At 69.2% G+C, this 23,709-nt stretch carries 26 protein-coding genes; 16 read left to right on the plus strand and 10 right to left on the minus strand.

Features of this window, described 5'->3' with window-relative positions; genetic code table 11:
- Window position 1 precedes the first annotated feature (1 nt).
- Window positions 2-130, minus strand: coding sequence for a hypothetical protein (locus tag ABRP18_RS02135; protein WP_257022224.1), 129 nt, complete (start codon window positions 128-130; stop codon window positions 2-4).
- A gap of 31 nt (window positions 131-161) precedes the next feature.
- Window positions 162-2,282 carry an APC family permease gene (locus ABRP18_RS02140; RefSeq protein WP_349885440.1) on the minus strand — a complete coding sequence of 707 codons (2,121 nt, stop codon included), beginning with the start codon at window positions 2,280-2,282 and terminating at the stop codon, window positions 162-164.
- A gap of 84 nt (window positions 2,283-2,366) precedes the next feature.
- Between ABRP18_RS02140 and ABRP18_RS02145 the strand changes: the two genes are divergently transcribed.
- A complete protein-coding gene (locus ABRP18_RS02145) occupies window positions 2,367-3,473 on the plus strand; it encodes a VanZ family protein (protein WP_349885441.1) in 1,107 nt (368 codons plus the stop codon).
- A 27-nt stretch (window positions 3,474-3,500) separates the two neighbouring features.
- On the opposite strand, the gene ABRP18_RS02150 is transcribed toward ABRP18_RS02145, so the two are convergent.
- The gene (locus ABRP18_RS02150) at window positions 3,501-3,863 is read right to left on the minus strand and encodes a nuclear transport factor 2 family protein (RefSeq protein WP_193762435.1); all 363 of its coding nucleotides are present in this window, start codon (window positions 3,861-3,863) and stop codon (window positions 3,501-3,503) included.
- 107 nt (window positions 3,864-3,970) lie between these two features.
- Here ABRP18_RS02150 and ABRP18_RS02155 point away from each other — a divergent pair, with 107 nt between their 5' ends.
- From ABRP18_RS02155 to ABRP18_RS02175, 5 genes are all read left to right on the plus strand, one after another.
- Entirely contained in the window at window positions 3,971-4,705 is a 735-nt protein-coding gene (locus ABRP18_RS02155) for a GTP pyrophosphokinase family protein (RefSeq protein ID WP_046746784.1), read from the plus strand.
- A 61-nt stretch (window positions 4,706-4,766) separates the two neighbouring features.
- Window positions 4,767-5,054, plus strand: coding sequence for a hypothetical protein (locus tag ABRP18_RS02160; protein ID WP_349885442.1), 288 nt, complete (start codon window positions 4,767-4,769; stop codon window positions 5,052-5,054).
- Window positions 5,055-5,149: 95 nt separating this feature from the next.
- Window positions 5,150-6,832, plus strand: a complete 1,683-nt coding sequence (locus ABRP18_RS02165; RefSeq protein ID WP_193762437.1) for a molybdopterin-dependent oxidoreductase — start codon at window positions 5,150-5,152, stop codon at window positions 6,830-6,832.
- A gap of 41 nt (window positions 6,833-6,873) precedes the next feature.
- Window positions 6,874-7,362 (plus strand): molybdenum cofactor biosynthesis protein B, encoded by a 489-nt coding sequence (locus tag ABRP18_RS02170; protein WP_193762438.1) that lies wholly within the window; start codon window positions 6,874-6,876, stop codon window positions 7,360-7,362.
- Window positions 7,359-7,793, plus strand: a complete 435-nt coding sequence (locus ABRP18_RS02175; protein ID WP_349885443.1) for a molybdenum cofactor biosynthesis protein MoaE — start codon at window positions 7,359-7,361, stop codon at window positions 7,791-7,793. The genes ABRP18_RS02170 and ABRP18_RS02175 overlap by 4 nt, the downstream gene beginning before the upstream one ends.
- Before the next feature lie 117 nt (window positions 7,794-7,910).
- Here the strand turns inward: ABRP18_RS02175 and ABRP18_RS02180 are convergent, their stop codons facing one another.
- From ABRP18_RS02180 to ABRP18_RS02200, 5 genes are read right to left on the minus strand one after another with little or no spacing between them, the layout of a single operon-like run.
- Window positions 7,911-8,144, minus strand: a complete 234-nt coding sequence (locus ABRP18_RS02180) for a MoaD/ThiS family protein (RefSeq protein ID WP_046746788.1) — start codon at window positions 8,142-8,144, stop codon at window positions 7,911-7,913.
- Window positions 8,141-8,653, minus strand: coding sequence for a cyclic pyranopterin monophosphate synthase MoaC (moaC, locus tag ABRP18_RS02185; RefSeq protein ID WP_046746789.1), 513 nt, complete (start codon window positions 8,651-8,653; stop codon window positions 8,141-8,143). The genes ABRP18_RS02180 and moaC overlap by 4 nt, the downstream gene beginning before the upstream one ends.
- Complete coding sequence (gene glp / locus ABRP18_RS02190; RefSeq protein WP_349885444.1) at window positions 8,650-9,885, minus strand: gephyrin-like molybdotransferase Glp; 1,236 nt, start codon at window positions 9,883-9,885, stop codon at window positions 8,650-8,652. The genes moaC and glp overlap by 4 nt, the downstream gene beginning before the upstream one ends.
- Window positions 9,882-10,664, minus strand: a complete 783-nt coding sequence (locus ABRP18_RS02195; RefSeq protein ID WP_058632001.1) for a HesA/MoeB/ThiF family protein — start codon at window positions 10,662-10,664, stop codon at window positions 9,882-9,884. Before ABRP18_RS02195 ends, glp begins: the two co-directional genes overlap by 4 nt.
- Before the next feature lie 35 nt (window positions 10,665-10,699).
- Entirely contained in the window at window positions 10,700-12,070 is a 1,371-nt protein-coding gene (locus tag ABRP18_RS02200) for a D-alanyl-D-alanine carboxypeptidase (protein ID WP_349885445.1), read from the minus strand.
- A 120-nt stretch (window positions 12,071-12,190) separates the two neighbouring features.
- On the opposite strand from ABRP18_RS02200, the gene ABRP18_RS02205 reads away from it, so the two are divergent.
- The 6 genes from ABRP18_RS02205 to ABRP18_RS02230 all read left to right on the plus strand — a co-directional run bounded on the left by ABRP18_RS02205 (window position 12,191) and on the right by ABRP18_RS02230 (window position 17,061).
- Entirely contained in the window at window positions 12,191-12,583 is a 393-nt protein-coding gene (locus ABRP18_RS02205; RefSeq protein WP_349885446.1) for a TOBE domain-containing protein, read from the plus strand.
- 1 nt (window position 12,584) lies between these two features.
- On the plus strand, window positions 12,585-13,367 hold the full coding sequence (gene modA / locus ABRP18_RS02210; RefSeq protein WP_349885447.1) for a molybdate ABC transporter substrate-binding protein: 783 nt from the start codon (window positions 12,585-12,587) through the stop codon (window positions 13,365-13,367).
- Complete coding sequence (modB, locus tag ABRP18_RS02215) at window positions 13,364-14,152, plus strand: molybdate ABC transporter permease subunit (protein ID WP_179516302.1); 789 nt, start codon at window positions 13,364-13,366, stop codon at window positions 14,150-14,152. Before modA ends, modB begins: the two co-directional genes overlap by 4 nt.
- Entirely contained in the window at window positions 14,149-15,225 is a 1,077-nt protein-coding gene (locus tag ABRP18_RS02220) for an ABC transporter ATP-binding protein (protein WP_179516303.1), read from the plus strand. The genes modB and ABRP18_RS02220 overlap by 4 nt, the downstream gene beginning before the upstream one ends.
- Window positions 15,226-15,346: 121 nt before the next feature.
- Window positions 15,347-16,432 carry a GTP 3',8-cyclase MoaA gene (gene moaA / locus ABRP18_RS02225; RefSeq protein ID WP_374168962.1) on the plus strand — a complete coding sequence of 362 codons (1,086 nt, stop codon included), beginning with the start codon at window positions 15,347-15,349 and terminating at the stop codon, window positions 16,430-16,432.
- Between the two features lie 50 nt (window positions 16,433-16,482).
- A complete protein-coding gene (locus ABRP18_RS02230) occupies window positions 16,483-17,061 on the plus strand; it encodes a hypothetical protein (RefSeq protein WP_349885449.1) in 579 nt (192 codons plus the stop codon).
- A gap of 18 nt (window positions 17,062-17,079) precedes the next feature.
- Here ABRP18_RS02230 and ABRP18_RS02235 read toward each other — a convergent pair whose 3' ends face one another.
- Together ABRP18_RS02235 and ABRP18_RS02240 are read right to left on the minus strand one after the other, a co-directional pair.
- Window positions 17,080-18,294: an amidohydrolase gene (locus ABRP18_RS02235; RefSeq protein ID WP_349885450.1), complete on the minus strand. Its 1,215-nt coding sequence runs from the start codon at window positions 18,292-18,294 to the stop codon at window positions 17,080-17,082.
- A gap of 129 nt (window positions 18,295-18,423) precedes the next feature.
- Window positions 18,424-19,071, minus strand: a complete 648-nt coding sequence (locus tag ABRP18_RS02240; protein WP_113681453.1) for a TetR/AcrR family transcriptional regulator — start codon at window positions 19,069-19,071, stop codon at window positions 18,424-18,426.
- Between the two features lie 157 nt (window positions 19,072-19,228).
- Here ABRP18_RS02240 and ABRP18_RS02245 point away from each other — a divergent pair, with 157 nt between their 5' ends.
- The 4 genes from ABRP18_RS02245 (at window position 19,229) to ABRP18_RS02260 (ending at window position 23,708) form a co-directional block, all read left to right on the plus strand.
- Window positions 19,229-20,890 carry an ABC transporter substrate-binding protein gene (locus ABRP18_RS02245; protein ID WP_017831277.1) on the plus strand — a complete coding sequence of 554 codons (1,662 nt, stop codon included), beginning with the start codon at window positions 19,229-19,231 and terminating at the stop codon, window positions 20,888-20,890.
- Window positions 20,891-20,995: 105 nt separating this feature from the next.
- Window positions 20,996-21,820, plus strand: a complete 825-nt coding sequence (locus tag ABRP18_RS02250) for an ABC transporter ATP-binding protein (protein WP_061015111.1) — start codon at window positions 20,996-20,998, stop codon at window positions 21,818-21,820.
- Window positions 21,817-22,623, plus strand: a complete 807-nt coding sequence (locus tag ABRP18_RS02255) for an ATP-binding cassette domain-containing protein (RefSeq protein ID WP_349885451.1) — start codon at window positions 21,817-21,819, stop codon at window positions 22,621-22,623. Before ABRP18_RS02250 ends, ABRP18_RS02255 begins: the two co-directional genes overlap by 4 nt.
- Window positions 22,620-23,708 (plus strand): ABC transporter permease, encoded by a 1,089-nt coding sequence (locus tag ABRP18_RS02260; RefSeq protein ID WP_046746803.1) that lies wholly within the window; start codon window positions 22,620-22,622, stop codon window positions 23,706-23,708. Before ABRP18_RS02255 ends, ABRP18_RS02260 begins: the two co-directional genes overlap by 4 nt.
- Window position 23,709 lies beyond the last annotated feature (1 nt).

Here is a 23,709-nt window from a genome sequence, read left to right on the forward strand (position 1 = left end):
TTCAGCGCTGTTCGGGCTTCGCGCCCAGGTCGGCCCAGAGCCAGGTGAGATCCACCGAGGTCGTCTTCGGTAGCGAGACCGAGGCAGGATCGAGGGCCGGGCGGAAGATCGCGTCGTCGAGAGTGCTCATACTCTGTATTGCGCGATCCGCCCCGAAGAGTTCACGCTTCGGGCACGCCGTCCTGGGGCGGACCAGCGGGACGGTGCGCACGCCGACCGCTGACGACCACCGGGCGACCGCCCCGCTCCTGACCGGGCAGCGGACGGGAGCGGCGACCGTAGATGAGCTCCGACGAGTCGAGCAGCCACGGGACCAGCGTGATCGACACCCCGTGCACGAGCATGAGCTGGTTGGCGAGCCGGCGGGCGCGACGGTTGTGCAGGAACGACTCCCACCAGTGGCCCACGATGTACTGCGGCAGGTACACGGTCACGACGGACGAGCCGTGCTTCTCGCGGTACTGCTTGATGAACTGCGTCACCGGCTGCGCGAACGAGCGATACGGCGACTCGACGATCACGAGCGGGATCGGCACCAGATGGTCGGCCCAGTCCTTCTGCAGTTGCGCCGCGTCGTCGGAGGCCACGGCCACGTGCACCGCGAGGGTCTTGCCGTGCTTCGCCGCGATCGCGTAGTCGATGGCCTTCACGACGGGCTTCTGCAGACGGTTGACGAGCACGATCGCCAGGTCGCCGGTCGCGCCGAACTTCGTGGTGTCGTCGATCGCGATCTCGTGTTCGACGTCGCGGTAGTACCGCTTCACGCCCAGCATCAGGAAGGCGAGGATCGGGATCGCGAAGAACACCAGATACGCACCGTGCGTGAACTTCGTGATCGTCACGATGACGAGCACCAGCACGGTCATCACGGCACCGGTGGAGTTGATGATGAGCCCGACCTTCGCCGCGCGGCGGTCCGCGGCCGATGCGCCGTCGATCCCCGGGCCGGCCTTGTCCTCCGTCGGTCCGCGCAGCACGCGTCGCCAGTGCCGCACCATGCCGATCTGGCCGAGCGAGAACGACACGAACACCCCGATGATGTACAGCTGGATCAGCGTGGTCAGCTTCGCCTGGAACACCAGGAGCACCACGATGGCGCCGATGCCGAGCAGGATCATGCCGTTCGAGAACACCAGGCGGTCGCCGCGGGTGTTGAGCGACTTGGGCGCGTAGCCGTCACGCGCGAGCACGGCCCCCAGCAGCGGGAAGCCGTTGAACGCGGTGTTCGCCGCGAGCAGCAGCACGCACGCGGTGGCGGCCTGGATGATGAAGAAGGGGATGCTGCCTCCGCCGAACGTCGCGGCGGCGATCTGCGCCATGAGGCTCGGCTGCGGGTTCGTGCAGTCGAAGCCGACCAGGTCGCACGGGTTCTCGGCGTAGTGCACACCTGTGATGAGGGCGAGCGCGGTCAGACCGGCGAACAGGCACGCGGCGATGCTGCCCATCAGCACGAGGGTCGACTGGGCGTTGCGGATCTTCGGGGCGCGGAAGGCGGGCACCCCGTTCGAGACGGCCTCGACACCGGTGAGGGCCGAGCATCCGCTCGAGAACGCGCGCAGGATCAGCAGGATCACGGCCGCCTGGCCGAGGCTCTCCGCCTGCACGCTGAAATCGTGGCTCGAGGCCACGGGGGCATCGCCGAGGAAGGTGCGGATGAGTCCGGTGACGATCATGATGCCGACCGACCCGATGAACACGTACGTCGGGATCGCGAAGACCAGAGACGCCTCGCGCACGCCACGCAGGTTCACCACGATGATGAGGATCACGAAGCCGACGGCGAGTTCCACGCGGAACGGGTCGAGACCGGGCACCGCCGAGATGATGTTGTCGACACCGGAGGCGACCGACACGGCGACGGTCAGCACGTAGTCCACCAGGAGGGCCGCAGCAACGATCACGCCGGGGATCTCGCCGAGGTTCTTCGACGCGACCTCGTAGTCACCGCCGCCCGACGGATAGGCCTTGATGAGCTGGCGGTAGCTGAGCACGACCACGACCAGCAGGACCACGACGGCGCCCGCGACGAGCGGCGTGAACGACAGGAAGGTGAGCCCGCCGATCAGCAGGATCATCACGAGCTCCTGCGGGGCGTAAGCCACAGAGCTGAGGGCGTCGGACGCGAAGATCGGCAGAGCCATCCGCTTCGGGAGCAGCTGGTCGTCGACCTGCTGGCTCGTCAGCGGTTCGCCGATGAGGATGCGTTTGGCGCGCGGCGGTGCTTCCGCGCCCTCCCTGTTTTCGTCTGACACGTCCGGCGACACTACGCCTCCTGATGGCATCCTCACGCCATCCTCACGGAATCCCTACGGTGGGATGGCGCGGTCCTCACGGAATCCTTACGCGCAAAGCTACACTGGCACGCGGTGGAAGATCAGGTGCTGCTCGGATTCATCGCGATCGCGATAGGGGTGGCTTTCGGCATCCTCCTGTTCGTGCCCTTCGTGGCGATCAGCTATCGCCGCCGCGGACGTCTCGGCCTCGGTCGCACCGTGCTGTGGCTCGCCGCGCTGATCTACTTCTGGGCCATCTGGACCTACACCCTGCTCCCGTTGCCCGACCCCGACACGATCCGCTGCGTCGGGGCGATCACCGATTCGATGTCGGTCGTGCGGGATGTGCAGAAGGCCTTCGCGGCGCCGGGCAACCCCCTTCGTCAGCCGGCACTGCTCCAGCTGGTGTTCAACGTGCTGCTGTTCGTCCCGCTCGGCTTCTTCGTCCGCGTGCTCGCGGGGCGCGGCGTGGTGACTGCGCTCGCCGCCGGTTTCGGCCTGTCGCTGCTGGTCGAGACGACGCAGTTGACCGGGGTGTGGGGCGTCTACCCGTGCGCGTATCGCTTCTTCGATGTGGGCGACCTCATGACGAATACCCTGGGTGCGGTCATCGGCTGCATCGTGGCGATCCTCGTCCCGCGGTCGCTGCGCGGTGCGAAGGCGAGCCCGGACGCCGATCTTCCCCGTCCGGTCACCCGCGGGCGTCGCCTGCTCGTGATGCTGTGCGACTTCCTCGCCTACGGGTTCCTGAGCATGGCGGCCGGTGTGACCGTGCAGGTGTGGCTGGAGTTCGTCGTGGACGATCGCGCTGCGGTGCTCGACGGCACCCTCGCATCCGCCGCCGCCACCATCGCCCCTTCGGCTCTGTTCCTGGCGCTGATCCTGATCAGCGGGCGCTCGGTCGGCGACATCGCGGTGCAGCTCCGATACGCGGGATCGCGCCTGCCCGCACCGTTCGCGCGGCTCCTGCGCTGGGCGGGCGGCATCGGCGGAATCAGCGCGCTGCAGCTGCCCGGCGGGTTCTTCGGTTTCGCGGCGGCCGTACTGTTCCTCGCCGCGATCGTGCTGCCGTTCACGACGCGCGACGGTCGCGGGCTTCCCGGCATCGCCTCCGGACAGCACCTCGTCGACGCGCGAGCGGATGCCGCGGGCTCTGCGCCGATCGCGCCCGCCTCCGCTTCCCCGTCGCGCGACGCATGACGCACCGGTGGTTCGGCGTGCGCGCGCTCAACTCTCTGCGTGGGGGCGTGGCATGTACCACTCGGTGAACTCGGTCGCACGCCCGTCGGGTGCGAGCCGGATGATCCAGAGGTTGAGGTAGTCGCGTTCGGCCGGGTATTCCGTGCGCCCCTGGACGACCACGAAGCCGTCGACCTCGTGGAGGACCTCCCACTCGAACGTCCAGGCCCCCGGTTCATCGCCGTCTTCGATCCACCCCGACACGATCGCCTCGCGCCCGACGCGCGGCTCCGAATCGGGACTCGTGAGGTATCGGGCGTCATGCGTGAAGAGCGCCCCGATCCGTTCCGGATCGTTCGACTTCCACGCCTCGATGTAGGCCCTGGTCCAGTCCTCGCCTGCTGTCGTCATGTGCTCCGTTCTAGGCCGTGGTCGAGGCCGCGTCAACCCGTTTGAGAACCGTAGGGACATCGGGGATCCACAGCGGTTTCCGATCACGAAGCCGTAACGTCGAGGACATGACGACCGTTCACGTCACCGAGGACACGATCAACCAGGCCCGCGAGCTGCGCGACGAGCTGCAGCGGTTCCTGCGCGAGTACGAGTTCGGGATGCGCGAGGTCGAGACGAAGATCTCGATCCTGCGAGACGAGTTCACGCACGACCACGCGTACAACCCGATCGAGCACGTGAAGAGCCGTCTGAAGTCGCCCGACAGCATCGTCGAGAAGCTTGCCAGGAAGGGCATCGACGAGCCCGACTTCGACCGTATCCGTGCCGACATCACCGACATCGCCGGCGTGCGGGTGACCTGCAGCTTCGTCGCCGACGTGTACCGGCTGTTCGACCTGCTCACCGCACAGGACGATGTCACCGTGCGCACGGTCAAGGACTACATCGCCCACCCGAAGGCCAACGGCTACAAGAGCCTGCACGCGATCATCGAGGTGCCCGTCTTCCTGTCGACAGGTGCGCTCTCGGTGCCGGTCGAGGTGCAGTTCCGCACGATAGCCATGGACTTCTGGGCGAGCCTCGAGCACAAGATCTACTACAAGTTCTCCAACCAGGTGCCCTCGCACCTCGTCGACAGCCTCTCTGATGCGGCGGAAGCGGCGTCGGAGCTCGACAGCCGCATGGAGCGCCTGCACCGTGAGGCGCACGGGGTGCCGCAGCGCCAGCTCGCGCCCCCGCCGCCTCCGGCTCCGACGTCCACCCCGGACGCACCCTCCAGTCCCCGCGTCGTCGGAGTCTGACCGGGGCGCGCCCGCGCGCGACGCTGTTGCGCCCACGGGGCGGCCCTGGGAGCATCGGCAGGTGGTGAGAACGCAGGAAGCCGTGTCCGTCGACGATGGTCGCGCCGTCGACGAGCGACTCGACGTCGACGACCTCCCCGGCATCGATCGTGGGTCGCAGCGATGCGAGTGCGACCACGGCGACGATGACGGCTACCAGCCGTGCGGACGCAAGGCCAAGTGGCGTGTCACCGTGGACTGCGTGTGCGGCGAGGGCCACCCGCGTCGCGTCGAGCTCCTGTGCTCGAGGTGCATGCGCACCCTGCGCCAGTTCCAGGGACGCGAGGCCATCACCGTGCGTCGTCTCTGACCGGCGGACACCGACTCCTGATCGGTCACATCCGATCTCGCCGTCGCTCCGAACAAGCGGGGAGCACATCGGAGACGGTGGAACAGGAGACGATCATGGCGCAACGCCGCAGTGGCAAGAGGTTCCTCGTCTGGGCGGCCCTGGCCGGTGTGATCGGCGGCGGGGTGTTCCTCGCCACGGCCGAGCTGTTCGCGCTGCTCTTCGCGCGTGCCGCCAGCCCGATCCTCGCGGTCGGCGGGTTCGTGATCGACATCGTGCCGCAGCCCTTCAAGGAGTTCGCGATCGCCACCTTCGGCGAGTACGACAAGATCGCTCTGCTGGCTGGACTCGGGCTCGCTGTGCTCATCGCCTCGGCGATCGCCGGCATCCTGCAGTTCGTGCGCCCGCCGCTCGGCGTGATCGCACTCGTCGTCGCCGGGGTGCTCTCCACCGCCGCCATCGTGACCAGGGCGGCCGTGTCGCCCCTGGCCTTCCTGCCTCCGGTGCTCGGAACCGTCGCCGGGTCGATCATCCTCGTGCTCCTCAGCCGCCGTCTGCGCGGGTGGAGGGACGCCCGCACTGCCGTCGGGGAAGCCGGCCGAACCGCCGGGGCGGAAGCCGGCAGCACCGCCGGGGCGCAAGCCGCCGGTGCCCATGACTCCGGCGCGGTAATCGCCGAGCCGGAGGACGGCGGTGTCGGGCCGGCGGATGTCGAGCCCGCTCGACCCGGCATCGACCGACGCCGATTCTTCGTCCTCGCCGCGCTCGCCGGAGCATCCGCGCTGGTCGTGGGGATCACGGCACGGACGGTGAGCATGGCCGTGTCGTCGGTCGAGGCGATCCGTAGCGCGCTCAAGCTCCCCACCCCGAAGACCACGGTCACGGTGCCGCAGGGTGCCGAGCTCGACATTCCGGGCCTCAGCAAGCTCTTCACCCCCAACAAGGACTTCTACCGCGTCGACACCGCGCTCACGGTCCCCTCGATCGACCCGGACACCTGGCGACTCGTGATCGACGGTATGGTCGACCAGCGCGTGGAGATGAGCTTCCAGGACCTCCTCGACATGGGGCTCGACGAGTATGCGATCACGCTCACCTGCGTGTCGAACGAGGTCGGTGGCGAGCTCGTCGGCAATGCGAAGTGGCTCGGTGTGCCGTTGCGCGACGTGCTGAAGAAGGCCGGCGTGAAGTCCGGTGCCGACATGGTGCTGTCGCGCAGCGTCGACGGCTATACCGCGAGCACCCCGCTCTCGGCACTCACCGATCCCGACCTCGATGCGATCCTGGCGGTCGGCATGAACGGAGAGCCGCTGCCCCTCGAGCACGGCTTCCCGGTGCGGATGGTGGTGCCAGGGCTCTACGGCTACGTGTCGGCGACCAAGTGGCTCACCGAGCTGAAGGTCACGACCTTCGCCAAGGACGAGGCGTATTGGACGCCCCGCGGGTACAGCGCAGAGGCCCCGATCAAGTTCGCCTCGCGCGTCGACACCCCCAAGATCGGGGAGGCGGTCGCGGCGGGCAAGATCCCGATCGCCGGTGTCGCCTGGGCCCAGTCGGTCGGGATCGAACGCGTCGAGGTCAGCATCGACAACGGTGACTGGATGCCGGCGACGCTGTCGGCTCCGATCAACGACGACACGTGGGTGCAGTGGTTCATGGAGTGGGATGCCACCCCTGGCACGCACTACGTCGCCGTGCGCGCGGTCAACAAGAACGGCGATCTGCAGATCGAGGAACGGGCCCCCATCGCTCCGAACGGCTCGTCGGGGTGGCAGCGTTCGCTCATCCGGGTCAACTGAGACCGGTGCACAGCCGACCTCGCGGGCCTAGGGTGGGAGCCATGGGCCCGCTCCCCGCACTCGTGATCACGGTTTCCGACCGATCCTTCTCGGGGGAGCGTGAGGATCGGGGAGGTCCGATCGCCGTGGGGTTGCTGCGTGACGCGGGATGGCACTGCCCCGACGCCGAGATCGTGGCGGACGGGATCGATTCGGTGGCGGACGCCCTGCGCAGAGCCGTCGCCCGTGGCATCCGCCTGGTCGTGACCACCGGCGGTACCGGTGTCGGGCCGCGCGACCTGACGCCGGAGGGCACCCGGCGCGTGATCACCAGGGAGATCCCGGGGGTCGCGGAGGAGCTGCGTCGCAGCGGACTCGCCGACACCCCGCTCTCGATCTTGTCGCGCGGTCTCGCCGGCGTCGTCGATCCCGCGGGGATGCTCGTGGTGAACCTGCCCGGATCCACGCGAGCCGTGGCCTCCGGCGTACCCGTGGTGCTCGGCGTCGCCGGGCACATCCTGGACCAGGTGGAGGGCGGAGACCACTCATGAACGACGTACGAATCGCTGCGGTGACGGAGGAGCGCCTCGACCTCGACGCGCACCTCGCCGCGGTCGAAGACCCTCGACTCGGCGCGGTGACCACCTTCGTCGGCCGGGTGCGCGACAACGACCCGGATGCCGAGACGCCGGTCGTCGGGCTGGAGTACAGCGCCCATCCCGATGCCGAAGCCGCGCTGCGAAGCATCGCCGCCGAAGCGGGGGCCGGATCCGAAGCCCCTGCCGAGGTGGCGGTGAGTCATCGCATCGGGCGGCTCGATGTGGGCGATGCGGCTGTCGTGATCGCGGTCGCCTCCGAACACCGCGCCGAGGCGTTCGAGGTGTGCCGAGCGGTCATCGAGGCGATCAAGAGCGACCTCCCCGTGTGGAAGCGTCAGCTCGAGGTCGACGGGACCTCGTCGTGGAAGGGCATCGGCGGCTGACTCCGTCGCGGCACTTGCATGAGCTTTTGACGTCTGCCGGAGGAAACGCCGCCCAGCGATCAAGCAGGTGTCCCCCGGTCATGCATGTGACCAGCAGACGCGGCAGGTCGCGTGCGCTCAGCCGCCGGCGAAGGGCGGGAGAACGTCGATGAGCTCGGCGTCGTCGAGGGCGAGGTCGTCGTCGCTGCGCACTCCATCGACCATGACGGCGCAGCGCGGAAGGATGTCGGCCAGCGCCGGATGCTCGGCGACCACGGCGGTGCGTAGCGCGACGAGTGTCGTCTCGGCGCGCTCCTCGGAGTCGACACCGGCAGCCTCCGCGGCCGCGGCGAAGTAGCGCACCCGAGTCATCGGGCGTCTCCATCGGCGTGGGTCTCTCCGGGAGATGCTTCGCCGGGACGCACCCAGTCGCCGGAGCGCCCACCCGACTTCGCCACGATGCGCACGTCCTCGATCACCACGGCGCGGTCCATGCCCTTGATCATGTCGACGACCGCCAGAGCGGTGACCGACACGGCGGTGAGCGCCTCCATCTCCACACCGGTGCGATCGGCGGTGCCCACCGTGGCCTCGATGCGCACGCCGTCGTCGACGATCTCGAGGTCGACGCTCGCCCGGTGCACCCCGATCACGTGTGCCAGCGGCAGCAGCGCAGGGGTGGACTTGGCCGCCTGGATACCCGCGATGCGTGCCACGGCGAGCACGTCGCCCTTCGGCATCGTCCCGTCGCGCAGGGCGGCGATCACATCGGTGCTGCAGCGCACGAAGCCGCGGGCGGTGGCGGTGCGGACGGTCGGCTGCTTCGCGGTCACGTCGACCATGTGCGCGCGGCCGGCCGCGTCGAGGTGAGGGAAACTCATCCGACCAGCATGACATCGATCACGTCGCCGACGGCGACCGTCTCGACCTCGGCCGGCACGATCGCGAACGCGTGCGCGCGAGCGAGGCCTCCGGCGAGGTGGGATCCCGATCCGCCCGCGGTCGCCGGACGCACGGTGCGCGCGGCGAGGTCGACGACGGCGGGAAGATACTGGCGGCGGCCAGGGGGAGGCGTCCACGAGGCATCCGCGGTGAACGGCGCATGCGGGCGGTGGATCTCGCTCCGTCCCTGCATCGCGAGCAGCGCGGGTCGCACGAACACCTCGAACGACACGGCGACGCTGACGGGGTTGCCCGGCAGGCCGAACACCAGGCACCCGCCCTCGATCACCCCGAAGGCCTGAGGCTTGCCCGGCTGCATCGCGACCGCGCTGAACTCGACCTGTCCGCCGCCGTCGAAGGCCCCGCGCACGGGCTCGTAGGCGCCTGCGCTCACGCCGCCGGTGAAGACGATCACGTCCGCGCCGAGGGCCATGGCTTCGGCGGTGACGGCTCCGACGGCCTCGGGCTCGTCGGGAACGCGCGCGACCAGAACGACCTCGGCGTCGGCGTCGGCGACCAGCTGCTGGAGCAGGGGGCCGTTCGAGTCGGGGATGCGCCCGCGCACCGGTGCGTCTCCCGGTCCGAGCAGTTCGCTTCCGGTCGACACCACGACCACGCGAGGCGCACGGGTGACCGAGACCGCCTCGACGCCCGCGGCGACCGCTGCGGCGAGCTGGAAGGGCCCGAGGCGTTCACCCGCGTGCACGACCTCATCGCCTGCGTGCAGGTCGGCGCCGCGCCGGCGTACGAACACGCCGGGCCTGGCGGGGGCGCGCAGCACCGTCACCTCTCCGAGGGAGTCGGCGAGGCCACCGGCCGTGTCCTCGAAAGGCACGACCACGTCGGCATCGGTGGGCGTGGGAGAACCGGTCATGATGCGGGCGGCTTCGCCAGGGCCGAGCGCCGGGTCGAGGGCGACGCCGGCAGGGAGGTCGGCGACCACACGCAGCGTCACCGGGTTCTGCTCGGAGGCCGACGCGACGTCCGCACCGCGCACCGCGAACCCGTCCATCGCGGAGTTGTCGAACAGGGGGATGTCGTGGGCGGCCGCGGCGGGTGCGGCGAGTGTGCGTCCTGCGGCATCCGCCACCGGGAGCGTGACCTGCTCGACGACGCGAACCGCGTCGAGCACGCGGGAGAGCTGCTCCTCGACCGTGCGGCGGCCGCTCATGCCGACACCCCCGATGCTGTGGATGCCGGGCGGATCGAGATCTCGTGCTGCCGGGAGGTCAGCGCATCGATCATCGCGAGCCGCCCGAGCAGCGGTTCACCGGCGCCGGTGACGAGCTTGATCACCTCGCCGGCCAACATCCCGCCCACCTGCACGCACAGCGCCCCGAGCACCCCGACCTGGGCACAGCTGGGTGGCTCGCCCTCGGTGCCCAGCGGGAAGAGGTCCGCGAGCACCACCGACTCTCCCTCCGGCGGGGTCGACCAGAAGACAGTGACCTGCGCGTGCCACTCCTGCACGGCACCCCACACGAGCGGGAGTCCGAGCTCCTCGGCCGCAGCGGCCACATCCCGGCGGGTCGCGAACGAGTCGCTCGTGTCGACCACGAGATCGGCGCCCGCGAGGAGCCGCTCGGCGTTGGCGCTATCGAGGCGTTCGAACACCGGGTGCACGACGGTCTGCGGGGCGAGAGACGCGATCGCGCGCGCGGCGGATGCGGTCTTCGCGACACCGATGTCCTCCACCCGATGGGCGAGCTGACGCTGCAGGTTGGTGAGCTCCACCACGTCGTCGTCGATCACGGTGAGCGTGCCGACCCCCGCGGCGGCGAGGGCGAGCAGCACGGGGGAGCCGAGCCCGCCCGCGCCGACGACGGTGACACGAGCCGCGCTCAGGCGGCGCTGGCCTTCCTCGCCGATGCCGGTGAGGACCGCATGCCGCGCAGTGCGGACGAGTTCTTCCGGTGCCAGCGCGGCGGCAGGGGCGACGAGAGGCTGCATGGGTTCAGCGTATGCCCGCTCCGCCGACTGTGTCTTCAGCCCTCGGTCTCCGTCATCGCACCGAGCTCGGAGGGATGCGTCAGCCGCCACCACTCCGTCGGCTGGTCGATGGTGCCCGAGATCGTGACTGCAGCGGTGACGGTGTTCGGGCCGGCGGTCCAGGTGACGGTTCCCACCTCCGTGCCGTCGCGATAGGTCGGCGGGGTCTTGATGTCCATCGTCACGACGACCGGTGTGTCCGACCAGGTGAAGATCGTCGCGTCCTCGTCGATGAGCAGCTGGGCACTGTCTCCCCAGGGTGTCGTGATCGTGCCCACCCTCTGCCCTGCCGACGCGACCGGCACCTGGTGGAACCCGGCGCGGATGCTGTCGAGCACCGCGAGCACACCGGCGTTGACCGACTCGCGCGACGCTCCCCCGAGTACGACCCCGGTCACTGCGAGCGGCTCGGCCGTGCCGACGGCCAGACTCGCGGTGTACAGCAGGCTGTAGGTGCCCTCGCCCAACGTGCCCGTCTTCAATCCCGTGATCCCCGTCGTCCCGAGGAGGCCGTTGGTGTTGTGGAGCAGGCCGGCGCCGGGAAGCGTGATCGACGGAGTCGCCACGATCTGGGCGATGACGGGGTTCGCCGCGGCGAGTTTGCCGATCGCGAGGAGATCGGTGGGTGTGCTGGTGTTGCGGGGACTGATGCCCGTGGGCTCGGTGATCGTCGTGCCGGTCAGTCCGTGGGCGGCGAGCCAGTTTCGCGTGGCGCCGAGGAACGCGTTCTGCGACCCGAAGATCCGGGAGGACAGTGCATCGGCGTAGTTGCTGGCCGAGGGGATGAGCATGGCGGCCAGGGCATCGCGCAGCGACATCGAGGTGCCGGTGGGCATGGGTGCGATCGTCGCCCCGAGGACGTAGTAACGGTCGTAGAGGTCGTGATCGGCCTTGCTGAAAGTGATGGTGGGACCCGGGTCGTCGGCGGAGGCGAGCGGGGAGGCATCGAGGATGACCAGGGCGGTGATGAGCTTGGTGATGCTCGCGATGGGCAGGGGCTCGCCCGTGCCGCTCGACGACCAGACGCCGTTCGCCGTTTCGCCGAGATAGACGTCAGCGCCCGCCACGCTGAGCGCCGAGGCATCCGCCGGGGGCGTGGTGATCGATGCCGGAGCGGCTGCCGGGACCTGCGGCATCTGCGTCGACACCGCCGGCGGACTCACGGGAGCGGTGAGTGCCCACCCGACGTAGCCGCCCGCCGCGGCAAGCAGCAGCACGACGACGATGGCGGTGGCGACGAGGCCGCGGCGCCGTCGCCGTCTGCGTACCTCCGGGGGGATCCGGTCAGGGGTGGAGAACTCCTGTTCGCGGGCCATCAGCTCCGCGAAGTCGGACAGCCCGTCCTGTGGTTGATTCGGCGCCGTCATCGAGAGCCATCATGGCGGAGAACCCGCCCGCGCGGTATCGGCCATTCGGGGGACACGACGGAGTGTCGCAGAATCGGAACTATCGACCTGATCTCTCCGCTCGTGCGGTAGATTCCTGTCATGCAGACCTATCGGATCGCCCGGGCCGCGCAACTGCTCGGCGTCAGCGACGACACCGTCCGTCGCTGGATCGAGCACGGATTGCTGCCGATCACCGATGCGGCGCCGGCGGAGATCCCCGGTGACGCGCTCGCGGCACGGGCCGAGGCGCTCGCCGCGGAGGAGACGGATGCCGGGAGCGTGCTCTCCAGCGCCCGCAATCGCTTCCTCGGCATCGTGACGCGCGTGCAGATCGACGGGCTGATGGCGCAGGTCGACATCCAGTCAGGGCCGCATCGCGTCGTTTCGCTCATGTCCGCCGAGGCGGCCCGCGATCTGCAGCTCGAGGTGGGCTCACTCGCCACCGCATCCGTCAAGGCGACGCAGGTCGTCGTCGAGGTCCCGAAAGACTGACATGAACCGCACGCTCCGCCGCTCCACCGTCCTCGTCCTCGCCGCCGCCGTCCTCGCCCTGGGCGGCTGTGCGAGCACGGCAGGGAGCACGCCGTCGCCATCGGCCACCACCGAGCAGAGCAGCCTGAGTGGAGACCTCACGGTCTACGCCGCCGCATCGCTCAGCGGCGCCTTCGATGCCATCGGCGAGGCGTTCGTCGCCGAGAATCCGGAGGTGCGGTTCAGCCCGGTGTACGACGGCTCATCCACGCTGGTCACGCAGATCCTCGAAGGCGCACCGGCCGATGTGTTCGCCTCGGCCGACGAGGCGAACATGGGCAAGGCCGCCGACGTCACCGCGGATCCGACGCTGTTCGCCTCCAACACCCTCGTCATCGCGGTGCCTTCCGGGAACCCGGGCGGCGTCGAGACGCTCGCCGATCTGGACGACGTGACCACGGTGCTGTGTGCACCGGAGGTGCCGTGCGGTGCCGCTTCCGCGAAGCTGCTCGCCGCCGCGGATGTGACGGTCGATGCGTCCAGCCTCGAGCAGAACGTGACGGCGGTGCTCACGAAGGTCGCCGCGTCCGAGGCCGATGCCGGACTCGTGTACGCCACTGACGTGATCGGGCGTTCCGATGTCGAGGCAGTCGTGCCCGATGGTGCGGACGAAGTCGTCAACCATTACCCGATCGCCGCGCTCTCGGACGCGCCGAACGCCGAGGCGGCTGATGCGTTCGTGGCGTTCGTGCTGTCGGACGCCGGACAGAAGATCCTGGCGGACTTCGGCTTCGGAGCCCCATGAGTGCAGCAGGGGGTCGAGGGTACGCTCCGCGGGCGCTCGCCATCCCCGCTGCGATCGGTCTGGCCTTCCTGATCCTGCCGTTGATCGCTCTCGTCGCGCGTGTGCAGTGGTCGACGTTCCTGGCCGATGTGACGTCGCAGGCAGCCCTCTCTGCTCTCCTCCTCTCGCTCGGCACCGGCCTCGTCGCCACGCTGCTCTGCATCGTCGTCGGCGTTCCGCTCGCGCTGTACATCGCCCGTTCCGGCCCCCGGCTCGCCGCCGTGCTCCGCGCCGTCGTCACGGTGCCGCTGGTGCTGCCGCCGATGGTGGGCGGCGTCGCGCTGCTGTATCTGTTCGGACGTGCGGGGTGGTTCGGCGGGCTCGGCCTCTCCTTCAGCACTCCCGCCGTGGTGCTGGCGCAGACCTTCGTCGCGCTGCCCTTCCTGGTCCTGGCCGTCGAGGGTGCCGTGCGCACGTCGGGCGTGGACCACGAGCGCACGGCCGCGGCCCTCGGAGCCGGACGATGGACGATCCTGCGCCGCATCACCCTGCCGCTCGCGGCACCGGGGATCGTGGCAGGCGTCGTGCTGTGCTTCGCGCGGGCGATCGGCGAATTCGGTGCGACGGCGCTGTTCGCAGGCAATCGACCGGGAGTCACCCAGACGATGCCGCTCGCGATCTACACCGCGTTCAACGGTGCGGGAGTCTCGCAGGGCACGGCGGTCGCGCTCGCCCTGCTGCTGCTCGCGACCGCCATCGTCGTGCTGCTTCTCGTGCGCGGCTGGCGACCGGGGGCCGCACGATGACGGGAAGGGAGACCCGGGCCGAGGCACCGGGGCTGCGCGCACACATCGTGGTCGATCGCGAGCACTTCGCCGTCGACGTCGCTCTGCAGGTGGCGGTGGGGGAGACCATGGCCATCATGGGGCCCAGCGGTGCGGGCAAATCGACCCTGCTGCAGGCACTCGCGGGCCTCGAGCCGCTGAGCGCGGGAGAGATCGAGGTCGCCGGCCGGGTCGTCGACCGCGTCGCCTCACCACGGGTGCGGACGCCGCCGATGAACCGCGGCGTGGTGCTGCTCGGCCAGGATGCGCGTCTGTTCCCGCACCTGTCCGTCCGCGAGAACGTCGCCTTCGGCCCTCGGGCGGCAGGCACGGACGCCCGTGCCGCGCGAGACTCTGCCGATGAGTGGCTCGCACGCGTCGGGCTCGCCGGATCCGGGGACCGGATGCCGCGTGAGCTCTCGGGTGGTGAAGGACAGCGCGTGGCCGTCGCCAGGGCGCTCGCCGCCTCTCCGCGCGCGGTGCTGCTCGACGAACCGCTGGTGGCGCTCGACCCGGTGACGGCGGGCGAGATCCGACAGATGCTGCGCGACCAGCTCGCCGGGGTCACCACGATCGCGGTCACCCACGATGCCGCTGATGCGGTCGCGTTGGCCGAGCGCCTCCTGGTCGTCGAGTCGGGGCGGGTCACACAGAGCGGGCCGGTCCGCGACGTGCTGTCGGCACCCGCGTCGGGCTTCGTCGCCTCGATCGCCGGCGTCAATCGCCTGGTCGGCGTCGCGAGTGGGGGCGCGTGGCGGGGTGGTGAGGTGCGGCTGACCAGCGCGGATCCCGCTTCGCGCGCGCTCGCCGAGGACGATGGAACGCCGCTGATCGCCGTGTTCCGCCCCGAGCACGTGCGGTTGGTCGACGGCTCGGACGGCGGTGGATGGATCGCCGAGGTCGACCGGCTCGAACCCACGGTCACCGGCGTCCGGCTGCAGACCGGGTCGTGCGTCGTCGACCTCTCTGTCTCCGATGCCGCAGGACTGCTCGTCGGCGAGACCGTCCAGCTGCGGATCGAGCCCGAGCATGTGCGGTTCGTTCCCCTGCGCTGAGTCGTCGCCCCGGGCGGTCGTGGGCGGAACACTGACAATGTGCCGGTCGTCGCCGCCGAGCCGCCCCCGCGCGCTGCTCCGGGGGTTAGTCTCGGAACATGACGGGGAGCGGGGGAGCACCGTGACGGCCGTGCCGGTGGTCATCGGCATGCGCGCGCCGCGCACCGAGCCCGCATCTCATGCCGCCGGCCTCACGGGAGGTCTCGTCGACACGCATGGCCGTGTGCATCGCGATCTGCGCATCTCCCTCACCGATCGCTGTTCGCTGCGTTGCACGTACTGCATGCCCGAGCAGGGCAACGAGTGGCTCGCCCGCACGAGCATCCTCTCCACCGACGAGATCGTCGAGGTGGCGGAGGTCGCCGCAGCTCTCGGCATCCGCACCTTCCGTCTCACCGGCGGCGAACCGCTGCTGCGCACCGACATCGTCGACGTCGTGCGGCGCATCTCCCGCATCGAGGGGGAGGAGGGCCCTGTCGAGGTGGCGATGACCACCAACGGCATCAGCCTCGCCCAGAAGCTCCCGGCCCTGATCGATGCCGGGCTCACACGCCTCAACATCAGCATCGACACGGTCGACCGCCAGCGCTTCGCCGACCTCACCCGCCGCGACCGCCTCGACGACGTGTTCGCGGGTATCGAGGCGGCTGCGGCCTCGTCCCTCCGTCCCCTCAAGCTGAACGCGGTCGCCATGCGCGGCGTGAACGACGACGAGCTGGTCGATCTCGTGGAGTTCGCGATGGGCGTGGGCGCTCAGCTCCGATTCATCGAGCAGATGCCGCTGGACGCCGGGCACACCTGGGACCGCGCCTCGATGGTCACGCGCGAGGAGATCCTCGCCTCGCTGGGAGAACGCTGGCACCTCGAGCCGGTCGAGGGCCGCGGTGGCGCTCCCGCCGAGAAGTGGCGGATCGACGGCGGGCCGCACGAGGTCGGCGTGATCGCCTCGGTCACCGCCCCGTTCTGCGGCGCCTGCGATCGTCTGCGGCTGACCGCCGACGGGCAACTGCGCAACTGCCTGTTCTCGCTCGCCGAGTACGACCTGACCGGGCTGCTGCGCGGAGAGTCGGCCTCCGCGCCGGGGCAACGCGCGGATGAGATCGCCGCACTGCTGCGTTCGTGCGTGCATGGCAAGCTGCCGGGGCACGCGATCGACGACCCCTCGTTCCTGCAGCCCGCGCGCGGCATGAACGCGATCGGCGGCTGAGCGAAGAAGAGCGAGCTGAAGACGCTCTCTCGATATGTAGGGGTGAACGGATGTGGGAGACGATCCGGCCGGGGACCGACGGGTACCGGTTGACGATCCGGGCGACACGAGTCTCCATGATCCAGCTCGTCGCGATCATCGTCGGCTGCATCATCGTGGGAGGAGGCGGTGCCGCGGCGGCGTTGATCGCCATCTCGCTGGAGACCGACGTCATGTTCGGCCGATCCGGTGTCGTCCTGGTCGCCGGCGGCCTGGGGATCGTCATCGTGCTCGCCCTGCTGTGGATCTTCGCCTGGCGGAGGAAGCGCTACGTCATCGAGTGGGACGACGAGGGGCTACGAATCGTCGGAGCCGGGTCGGAGCGATCGTTCCCCTGGGAGTCGATCTCTCGAGTACTGATCCGCCTCGACACCGACTATGCCCGCGTCGAGGTGAGGGACACGGACGACGGGTCCATGACGCTGTTGGCCGGCTTCGGCTCGCAAGACGTCAAGCGGACCAACGCGATGGACCCGATTCCCGTCGGTGTGACAAACCTCCTGCGACGTCATCTCCTCATCGAGCAACGGAGCAAGCGAAACGCACTCGACCTGCACGTCTTCCTGCGGGAGCGGCGAGCAGACACGTGAACCAGATCGTTCCGATCCTTAGGCGAGGAACTCCCGGGCCGCGGCCGACAGAGCGGTGACGCCGACCTCGATCGTCGGGTGGATCTCCGGTGCGAAGAACGGCGAGTGATTCGTCGGGATGTCCTCGCCCAGGCGTCCCGCAGCGACGGCCTCGGCGAACCGGGCGGGGTCGATACCGCCCCAGAACCAGAACACGAGGGGTGCTCCGGCATCGCGGGCGAACCATGACACGTCCTCGCTGCCGGTGAACATCCCGGGATCGATCACGGCTGCCTCGCCCAGGGCGCGCTGCAGCGCCGCGGAGACGCGCGCGGTGGCTTCTTCGTCGTTGATGGTGGCCGGCAGCGTGTGGTCGGTGCGGATCTCGGGCTCGCGCTCGGCCCCGGAGGCTGTGGCCTCGGCCCGCACGATGCGCTCGACGCTCGCGAGCACCTTGTCGCGCGTCCCCTCGTCCGGGTAGCGCAGGCTGAGCTCGAGCTTCGCCTCGGCCGGGATGATGTTGTTCTTGAGGCCCGCGTGGATCGATCCCACGGTCACGACAGCGACCCCCTGCGGATCGATCTCCCGCGACGCGATGGTCTGCAGGCGCATCACGGTGGCCGCCGCCATCACGACGGGATCGATCGTCGCGTGCGGGCGCGAGCCGTGGCCGCCGCGGCCGTGCAGGGTCACGGTGAGTCCGTCGGAGGCGGCCATCTGCGTACCGCTGCGCACGCCGATCACGCCTGCGGGGAGCGGGGTGACGTGCTGGCCGAGCACCACGTCGGGTTTCGGGTAGCGGTCGAGGATCCCGTCGTCGAGCATCGCGCGCGCCCCGGCGCCGTACTCCTCGGCGGGCTGGATCAGCACGACAAGGGTTCCCGACCAGTCGGACCGCTCGGCGACGAGCCTCTCGACCGCGCCGATCATGGCGGTGACGTGCATGTCGTGGCCGCAGGCGTGCATGACGGGAACGGTCGTCCCCGCGGGGTCGACGCCCTTCGCTGTGCTGGCGTAAGACAGGCCGGTCTGCTCCTCGACGGGGAGCGCGTCCATGTCGGCGCGCACCCACACCACCGGACCTCCGCCGTTGCGGAGCACACCGACGACGCCGGTGACGCCGACCCCCTCTTCGACCTCGAGGCCGAGGTCGCGCAGGTGCTGGGCGGCGATGCCGGCGGTGCGCGTCTCCTGGAACGAGAGCTCGGGGTGCTGGTGCAGGTCGATGTAGAGCGCTTCGAGGTCGATCGTCATGGCCCGAGCCTAGCCGGGCAGCCCCGCGTTGCCGAGACCCATGGTCGCCGCCCAGACCCACTGTCACAAGCGTCTGGCTCGATGGGTTTCGGCGCGGCGCATGGGTCTCGGTGCCGCGGGTAGGGGGGATCAGGCGGGGGATGTGTAGGTCGTGAGGTCTGGGCCGGGGTGCAGCACGGCGTTCACGATCGCCCGGATCGCGAACTCGCTGGTCGCGCCCAGTTCGATCGCCCCGGGGTGCAGGAGCCACTGCAGCTGCAGCCCGTCCATCACCGCGAGGATCGCGGCGGAGGCGGCAGCGACCGAGTCGGGGTCGCGCACGCCCTCCTGGGCGCACAGTTCGTGAAACGCGGCCGTGACCTCGCGGCGCAGTGTCGTGTACCTCTCCTCGAAGAACGGGCGCGAGGGATGCTCGTCGGTGACCGACTCCGCCGAGAGCACCGTGTAGGCCTGCACGATGCCCGGCCGCTTCTCGTTCGTGAAGGCGGTGCGCACGAGGTGCAGGAACAGTTCCGGTCCCCCGGGGATGTGCTTCTGGGCGAGGCCGGCGACATCGTCCCTGTCGCGGTAGGCGAGCACCTCGAGCAGGAGCTTCTGCTTCGAGCCGAAGTGGTGGAGCACGCCGGCGTGCGTGATGCCGACCTGCTCGGCGACGTCCGCCAGGGTCCCGTTGGTCGAGCCCTTGTTGCCGAAGATCTCGATCGCGGCCTTGAGGATCTGCTCGCGTTTCTCGAGCGTCGCCGGGCGCACGCGCACTGTCTGGTCGCTGTCTGCCACCGCGGCCTCCTCTCCATCGTCGGACTGTGCTTGCGGTCAAACTTACTACTCGGTAACCTCACGGAAGCTTACTTTCTCGACAGTAAGCAAATCACGACGGCCGGCGGACCCCCGTTCGCCGGCGACACAGCACAAAGACCCGTGCCTAGGAGAAGCAATGAAGCTCAGAAAGTCTCTGATCGCCGCGACCGCGATCACCGCGCTCGGTGTGTCGGCCCTCGCCGGCTGCTCGGCCGGCGGTGGATCCGGCGACGGCGCCGGATCCGCATCCCTCACCATCGCGAAGCCCGACGGTGCGATCACCACCGAGTCGAACAACCCGTTCGTCGGCGACTCCGCCGCGTCGAAGTACGGCTACGCCAAGGTCGTGTTCGAGACCCTGGCCCTGGTGAACCAGACGGGAGATCGCGGTACCACGCCATGGCTCGCCGAGAGCCTCGAGTGGAACGACGACTACACGCAGCTCACGGTCGTCCCGCGTGCGGACGTCACCTGGAGCGACGGCGAGCCGTTCACGGCCGACGACATCGTCTTCTCGTTCGAGACCGCCTCGATCCCCGCCCTCGACACCGCCGGCCTCAAGTACGAGGGCGCCGAGGTCGACGGCGACAAGGTCGTGCTGAGCTTCGGCGACTCCAAGTACGTCAACCAGGCACGCGTGCTGCACGTGCCGATCGTCCCCAAGCACATCTGGGAGAAGTTCGAGGACCCGGCCACCGACCCCGTCAAGGGCGACGACCTCGTCGGCACCGGTCCCTACGCGATGGCGAACTGGTCGACCGAGTCGGTCACGCTCGACGCGCGCGACGACTACTGGGGCGGCGACCTCGCCGTGCCCGAGCTGCACTATGTCTCGTACGGTGACAACACCGCCCTCACCACGGCCCTCGCGAACGGCGACGCCGACTGGGCGCAGGCGTTCATCCCGCAGATCGAGGAGCAGTTCCTCTCGGCCGACCCCGAGCACAACAAGTTCCTCGCCTCCCCGACCACCGGCTCGGCCACGCTGTTCATGAACCTGCAGCAGAAGCCGTTCGACGACCCCGCCTTCCGTCAGGCGCTCGCCTGGGTGATCGACCGCGACGCCTACGTCGACATCGCGCGCGAGGGTGCCAGCGAGCCGGTCTGGTCCGTGACGGGACTGTCGTCGATCCTCGAAGACGAGATCCAGCCGGAGTTCGAGGGAGTCGACTACAAGGTCGACGCCGAGAAGGCGCGTGACCTGCTGGAGACCGCCGGATACACCTGGAAGGACGATGCCCTGATCGACCCCGACGGCACGCCCGTCTCGTTCACGCTCTCCGTCCCGTCCGGCTGGAGCGACTGGAACACGGCGCAGGAGCTCATCGCCGAGGACGTGAAGGACAGCATCGGCGCCGAGGTCAAGATCGACATGCCCGACTGGGGCGGCTGGGCCGATCCCCGCGACAACGGCACGTTCTCTGCGATCATCCACTGGCTGGAGGACAGCGGCACGGCGTACGGCCTCTACACCTCGACCATGGATCCGCGGTGGATCTCCCCCGAGGGCAAGGCCGGCTTCAACTTCGGTCGCTTCGACGACCCGGAGGCGACCGCCGCCCTGAACACCTACGCGAACGCCTCGTCCGACGAGGAGCGCACCACCGCCATCGACACGCTGCAGACGATCTTCTCCGAGCAGGTGCCGGCCATCCCGCTGGGCGCCCACCCGCTGCTGGGCGAGTTCAACACGCGCAACTACGTCGGCTGGCCTTCGGAGGACGACACCTACGCGTCCGCCGACCCGACGCAGCCGAACATCGTGCAGATCCTCACGAAGCTGAAGCCCGCCGAGTAGGACCTCGACAGGCTCAGCCACCCACAGCCGGGACTTCGACAGGCTCAGCCACCCATCTGGGTCCCTGAGCCTGTCGAAGGGCCCGCCCCCACGAAGGACACCCCCATGCCAGACCCCCTGCTCACCGTGCGCGACTTCTCCGTCGTGTACGACGTCGATCCGCCCGTCGAGGCGGTGAAGAACGTGACCCTCGAACTGCAGCGCGGCGAGATCCTGGGCCTCGCCGGGGAGAGCGGATGCGGCAAGACCACGCTCGCCTACGGGGTGCAGCGCCTGCTGCGCGCTCCGGCCGTCATCACCGGCGGCAGCGTGACCTTCCACGACGTGACCGGCATCGACATCGACATCAACGCTCTGGACGTCGACGCGATGCAGCGATTCCGCTGGGACAAGGTGTCGATGGTGTTCCAGGGCGCGATGAACGCCCTCAACCCCGTCGCGACGATCGGCTCGCAGCTGGAGGACGTGTTCGAGATCCACCGCCCCGACATGAATCGCAAGCAGCGGCGTGCCGAGGCCGAGGAACTGCTCGAGATCGTCAAGGTCGGCCGTCAGCGTGTGCGCTCCTTCCCGCACGAGCTCTCCGGCGGCATGCGCCAGCGCGTCATGATCGCCATGGCCCTGGCGCTCCGTCCGCAGCTGATGGTCATGGACGAGCCGACGACCGCGCTCGACGTGCTGGTGCAGCGGGAGATCCTCAAGCAGATCTCTCAGCTGCGGCACGAGTTCGGCTTCTCGGTGATCTTCATCACCCACGACCTTCCGCTTCTACTGGAGATCAGCGACCGGATCGCGATCATGCGCGAAGGAGAGATCATCGAGCTCGATACGGCAGAGCGCATCTGGACGCAGCCGGAGCACGAATACACGAAGACCCTGCTGTCGTCGTTCCCCCGGCTCACCGGGGAGAGAGGGGTGCTGGTGCGATGACCACCCTCGAGTTCCGCAATGTCACGAAGGCGTACAACGTCCGAGGCGCCGGGCAGATCAAAGCCCTCGACGACGTGAGCTTCACCCTGACGTCCGGCCAGACGATCGGCCTGGTCGGCCAGTCCGGCAGCGGCAAGTCCACGATCGCGAAGATCCTCACCCAGCTCGAGACCCCGACCAGCGGCGAGGTGCTGCTCGACGGCAAGCCCATCCCGCGCCGCGGCAGGGGCCTGCGGAAGTACCGCCAGCAGTTGCGCATGGTGTTCCAGGACCCGTTCGCCTCGCTCAACCCGTACCACTCGATCCGCTACCACCTGGAGCGTCCGATCCGCCTCGACGACGTGGTGCCGAAGAAGGAGACCGAGAACGAGGTGCGTCGGCTCCTCGCCCGGGTGCGCCTCGATGCGGACGCGGTGATCGACCGCCGCCCCCACGAGCTGTCGGGCGGCCAACGGCAACGCGTTGCCATCGCCCGTGCCCTGGCCTCGCGTCCCTCGCTCCTCGTCGCCGATGAGCCGGTGTCGATGCTCGACGTCTCCATCCGGCTCGGCGTGCTGAACCTGCTCGCCGATCTGCAGCGCGAAGAGGGACTCGGTGTGCTCTACATCACGCACGACCTGGCGACCGCCCGGCACTTCAGCGACGAGATCATGGTCCTCAACCAGGGGCGCGTGGTCGAGTACGGAACCGCCGACGATGTGATCCTCAACCCGCAGGATCCGTACACCCGCGAGCTGCGCGCGGCCTCTCCCGATCCGGAGAAGCACTTCGCTGCAGCGGCATCGAACGGAGGCGCGCTGTGAGCTCCGCTCTCCCCCAGCTCGACGACAACGACCTCGTCGCCCGCGATGCCCTCGAGGTCGGCACCACGGCGACCACGGCAGAGCGCACCAGGCGGCCGGTGCCGTGGCGCTTCTTCGCCGGTCGCGCGGCGTTCTACCTGTTCACACTGTGGGCGGCGATCACGATCAACTTCTTCCTGCCCCGCCTCATGAAGGGCGACGCGGTCAGCTCGTACCTCGCGCGCAACCGCAACGTGAGCCCCGAGGCGGCAGACGCGCTGCGCGTGCTGCTCGGCATCGACACCGACAAGTCCATCTGGCAGCAGTACCTCGAGTACTGGGGGATGCTGCTGCGCGGCGACCTCGGCATCTCGACCCTGCACGGCCTGCGGCCGGTCGCCGAGGTGCTCGCCGCCGCCCTGCCCTGGACGCTCGGGCTGGTCGGCATCGCGACCATCATCTCCTTCGCGATCGGCACGCTGCTCGGAGCCGTCGTCGGATGGAAGCGGGGCAGCAGGCTCGACGCGATCATCCCGGTGACCACGTTCTTCAATACGATCCCGTACTTCTGGCTCGGACTCATCGCGATCGCGATCTTCTCCTCGACCCTGAAGTGGTTCCCGTCATCGCATGCCTACGACAAGGGGCAGTCGCCGGAATGGAGTCTCGACTTCATCGGCCAGGTGATCATGCACGGCACGCTTCCGGCGCTGACCATCGTGGTCGCCTCGCTCGGCGGATGGGTGCTCGGCATGCGCAACATGATGCTGACGGTGCTCGACGACGACTACATCACGGTCGCGCAGGCGAAGGGCATGCCCAACAAGCGGGTGCTCTGGGGTTATGCCGCTCGCAACGCGGTGCTGCCGCAGATCCAGAGCTTCGCGCTGTCGATCGGCTTCATCGTGGGCGGCACGATCGTGATGGAGATGGTGTTCAGCTATCCGGGTGTCGGCAAGCTGCTGCTCGACGCGACCAACGCCAAGGACTTCGCCCTCATGCAGGGCGTGTTCCTCGTGATCACGCTGTCTGTGCTCGTGGCCAACATCCTCGCCGATGTCGTCTACGCCTACCTCGACCCGCGCACGCGCCAGATGGAGTCCTGAC

The sequence above is a fragment of the Microbacterium sp. WHRI 7836 genome, assembly GCF_040223885.2.
GTDB lineage: Bacteria > Actinomycetota > Actinomycetes > Actinomycetales > Microbacteriaceae > Microbacterium > Microbacterium oxydans.

What these genes read in the sequence shown, in the direction of transcription:
- ABRP18_RS02140 (WP_349885440.1), bottom strand. Translation starts at nt 2,282, where the DNA reads ATGCCATCAGGAGGCGTAGTGTCGCCGGACGTGTCAGACGAAAACAGG.
- ABRP18_RS02150 (WP_193762435.1), bottom strand. Translation starts at nt 3,863, where the DNA reads ATGACGACAGCAGGCGAGGACTGGACCAGGGCCTACATCGAGGCGTGG.
- ABRP18_RS02230 (WP_349885449.1), top strand. Translation starts at nt 16,483, where the DNA reads ATGTGGGAGACGATCCGGCCGGGGACCGACGGGTACCGGTTGACGATC.
- ABRP18_RS02175 (WP_349885443.1), top strand. Translation starts at nt 7,359, where the DNA reads ATGAACGACGTACGAATCGCTGCGGTGACGGAGGAGCGCCTCGACCTC.
- ABRP18_RS02180 (WP_046746788.1), bottom strand. Translation starts at nt 8,144, where the DNA reads ATGACTCGGGTGCGCTACTTCGCCGCGGCCGCGGAGGCTGCCGGTGTC.
- ABRP18_RS02245 (WP_017831277.1), top strand. Translation starts at nt 19,229, where the DNA reads ATGAAGCTCAGAAAGTCTCTGATCGCCGCGACCGCGATCACCGCGCTC.
- ABRP18_RS02250 (WP_061015111.1), top strand. Translation starts at nt 20,996, where the DNA reads ATGCCAGACCCCCTGCTCACCGTGCGCGACTTCTCCGTCGTGTACGAC.
- ABRP18_RS02165 (WP_193762437.1), top strand. Translation starts at nt 5,150, where the DNA reads ATGGCGCAACGCCGCAGTGGCAAGAGGTTCCTCGTCTGGGCGGCCCTG.
- ABRP18_RS02255 (WP_349885451.1), top strand. Translation starts at nt 21,817, where the DNA reads ATGACCACCCTCGAGTTCCGCAATGTCACGAAGGCGTACAACGTCCGA.
- modA (WP_349885447.1), top strand. Translation starts at nt 12,585, where the DNA reads ATGAACCGCACGCTCCGCCGCTCCACCGTCCTCGTCCTCGCCGCCGCC.
- ABRP18_RS02235 (WP_349885450.1), bottom strand. Translation starts at nt 18,294, where the DNA reads ATGACGATCGACCTCGAAGCGCTCTACATCGACCTGCACCAGCACCCC.
- moaC (WP_046746789.1), bottom strand. Translation starts at nt 8,653, where the DNA reads ATGAGTTTCCCTCACCTCGACGCGGCCGGCCGCGCGCACATGGTCGAC.
- glp (WP_349885444.1), bottom strand. Translation starts at nt 9,885, where the DNA reads ATGAGCGGCCGCCGCACGGTCGAGGAGCAGCTCTCCCGCGTGCTCGAC.
- ABRP18_RS02155 (WP_046746784.1), top strand. Translation starts at nt 3,971, where the DNA reads ATGACGACCGTTCACGTCACCGAGGACACGATCAACCAGGCCCGCGAG.
- ABRP18_RS02195 (WP_058632001.1), bottom strand. Translation starts at nt 10,664, where the DNA reads ATGCAGCCTCTCGTCGCCCCTGCCGCCGCGCTGGCACCGGAAGAACTC.
- ABRP18_RS02205 (WP_349885446.1), top strand. Translation starts at nt 12,191, where the DNA reads ATGCAGACCTATCGGATCGCCCGGGCCGCGCAACTGCTCGGCGTCAGC.
- ABRP18_RS02135 (WP_257022224.1), bottom strand. Translation starts at nt 130, where the DNA reads ATGAGCACTCTCGACGACGCGATCTTCCGCCCGGCCCTCGATCCTGCC.
- modB (WP_179516302.1), top strand. Translation starts at nt 13,364, where the DNA reads ATGAGTGCAGCAGGGGGTCGAGGGTACGCTCCGCGGGCGCTCGCCATC.
- ABRP18_RS02220 (WP_179516303.1), top strand. Translation starts at nt 14,149, where the DNA reads ATGACGGGAAGGGAGACCCGGGCCGAGGCACCGGGGCTGCGCGCACAC.
- ABRP18_RS02170 (WP_193762438.1), top strand. Translation starts at nt 6,874, where the DNA reads ATGGGCCCGCTCCCCGCACTCGTGATCACGGTTTCCGACCGATCCTTC.
- ABRP18_RS02200 (WP_349885445.1), bottom strand. Translation starts at nt 12,070, where the DNA reads ATGACGGCGCCGAATCAACCACAGGACGGGCTGTCCGACTTCGCGGAG.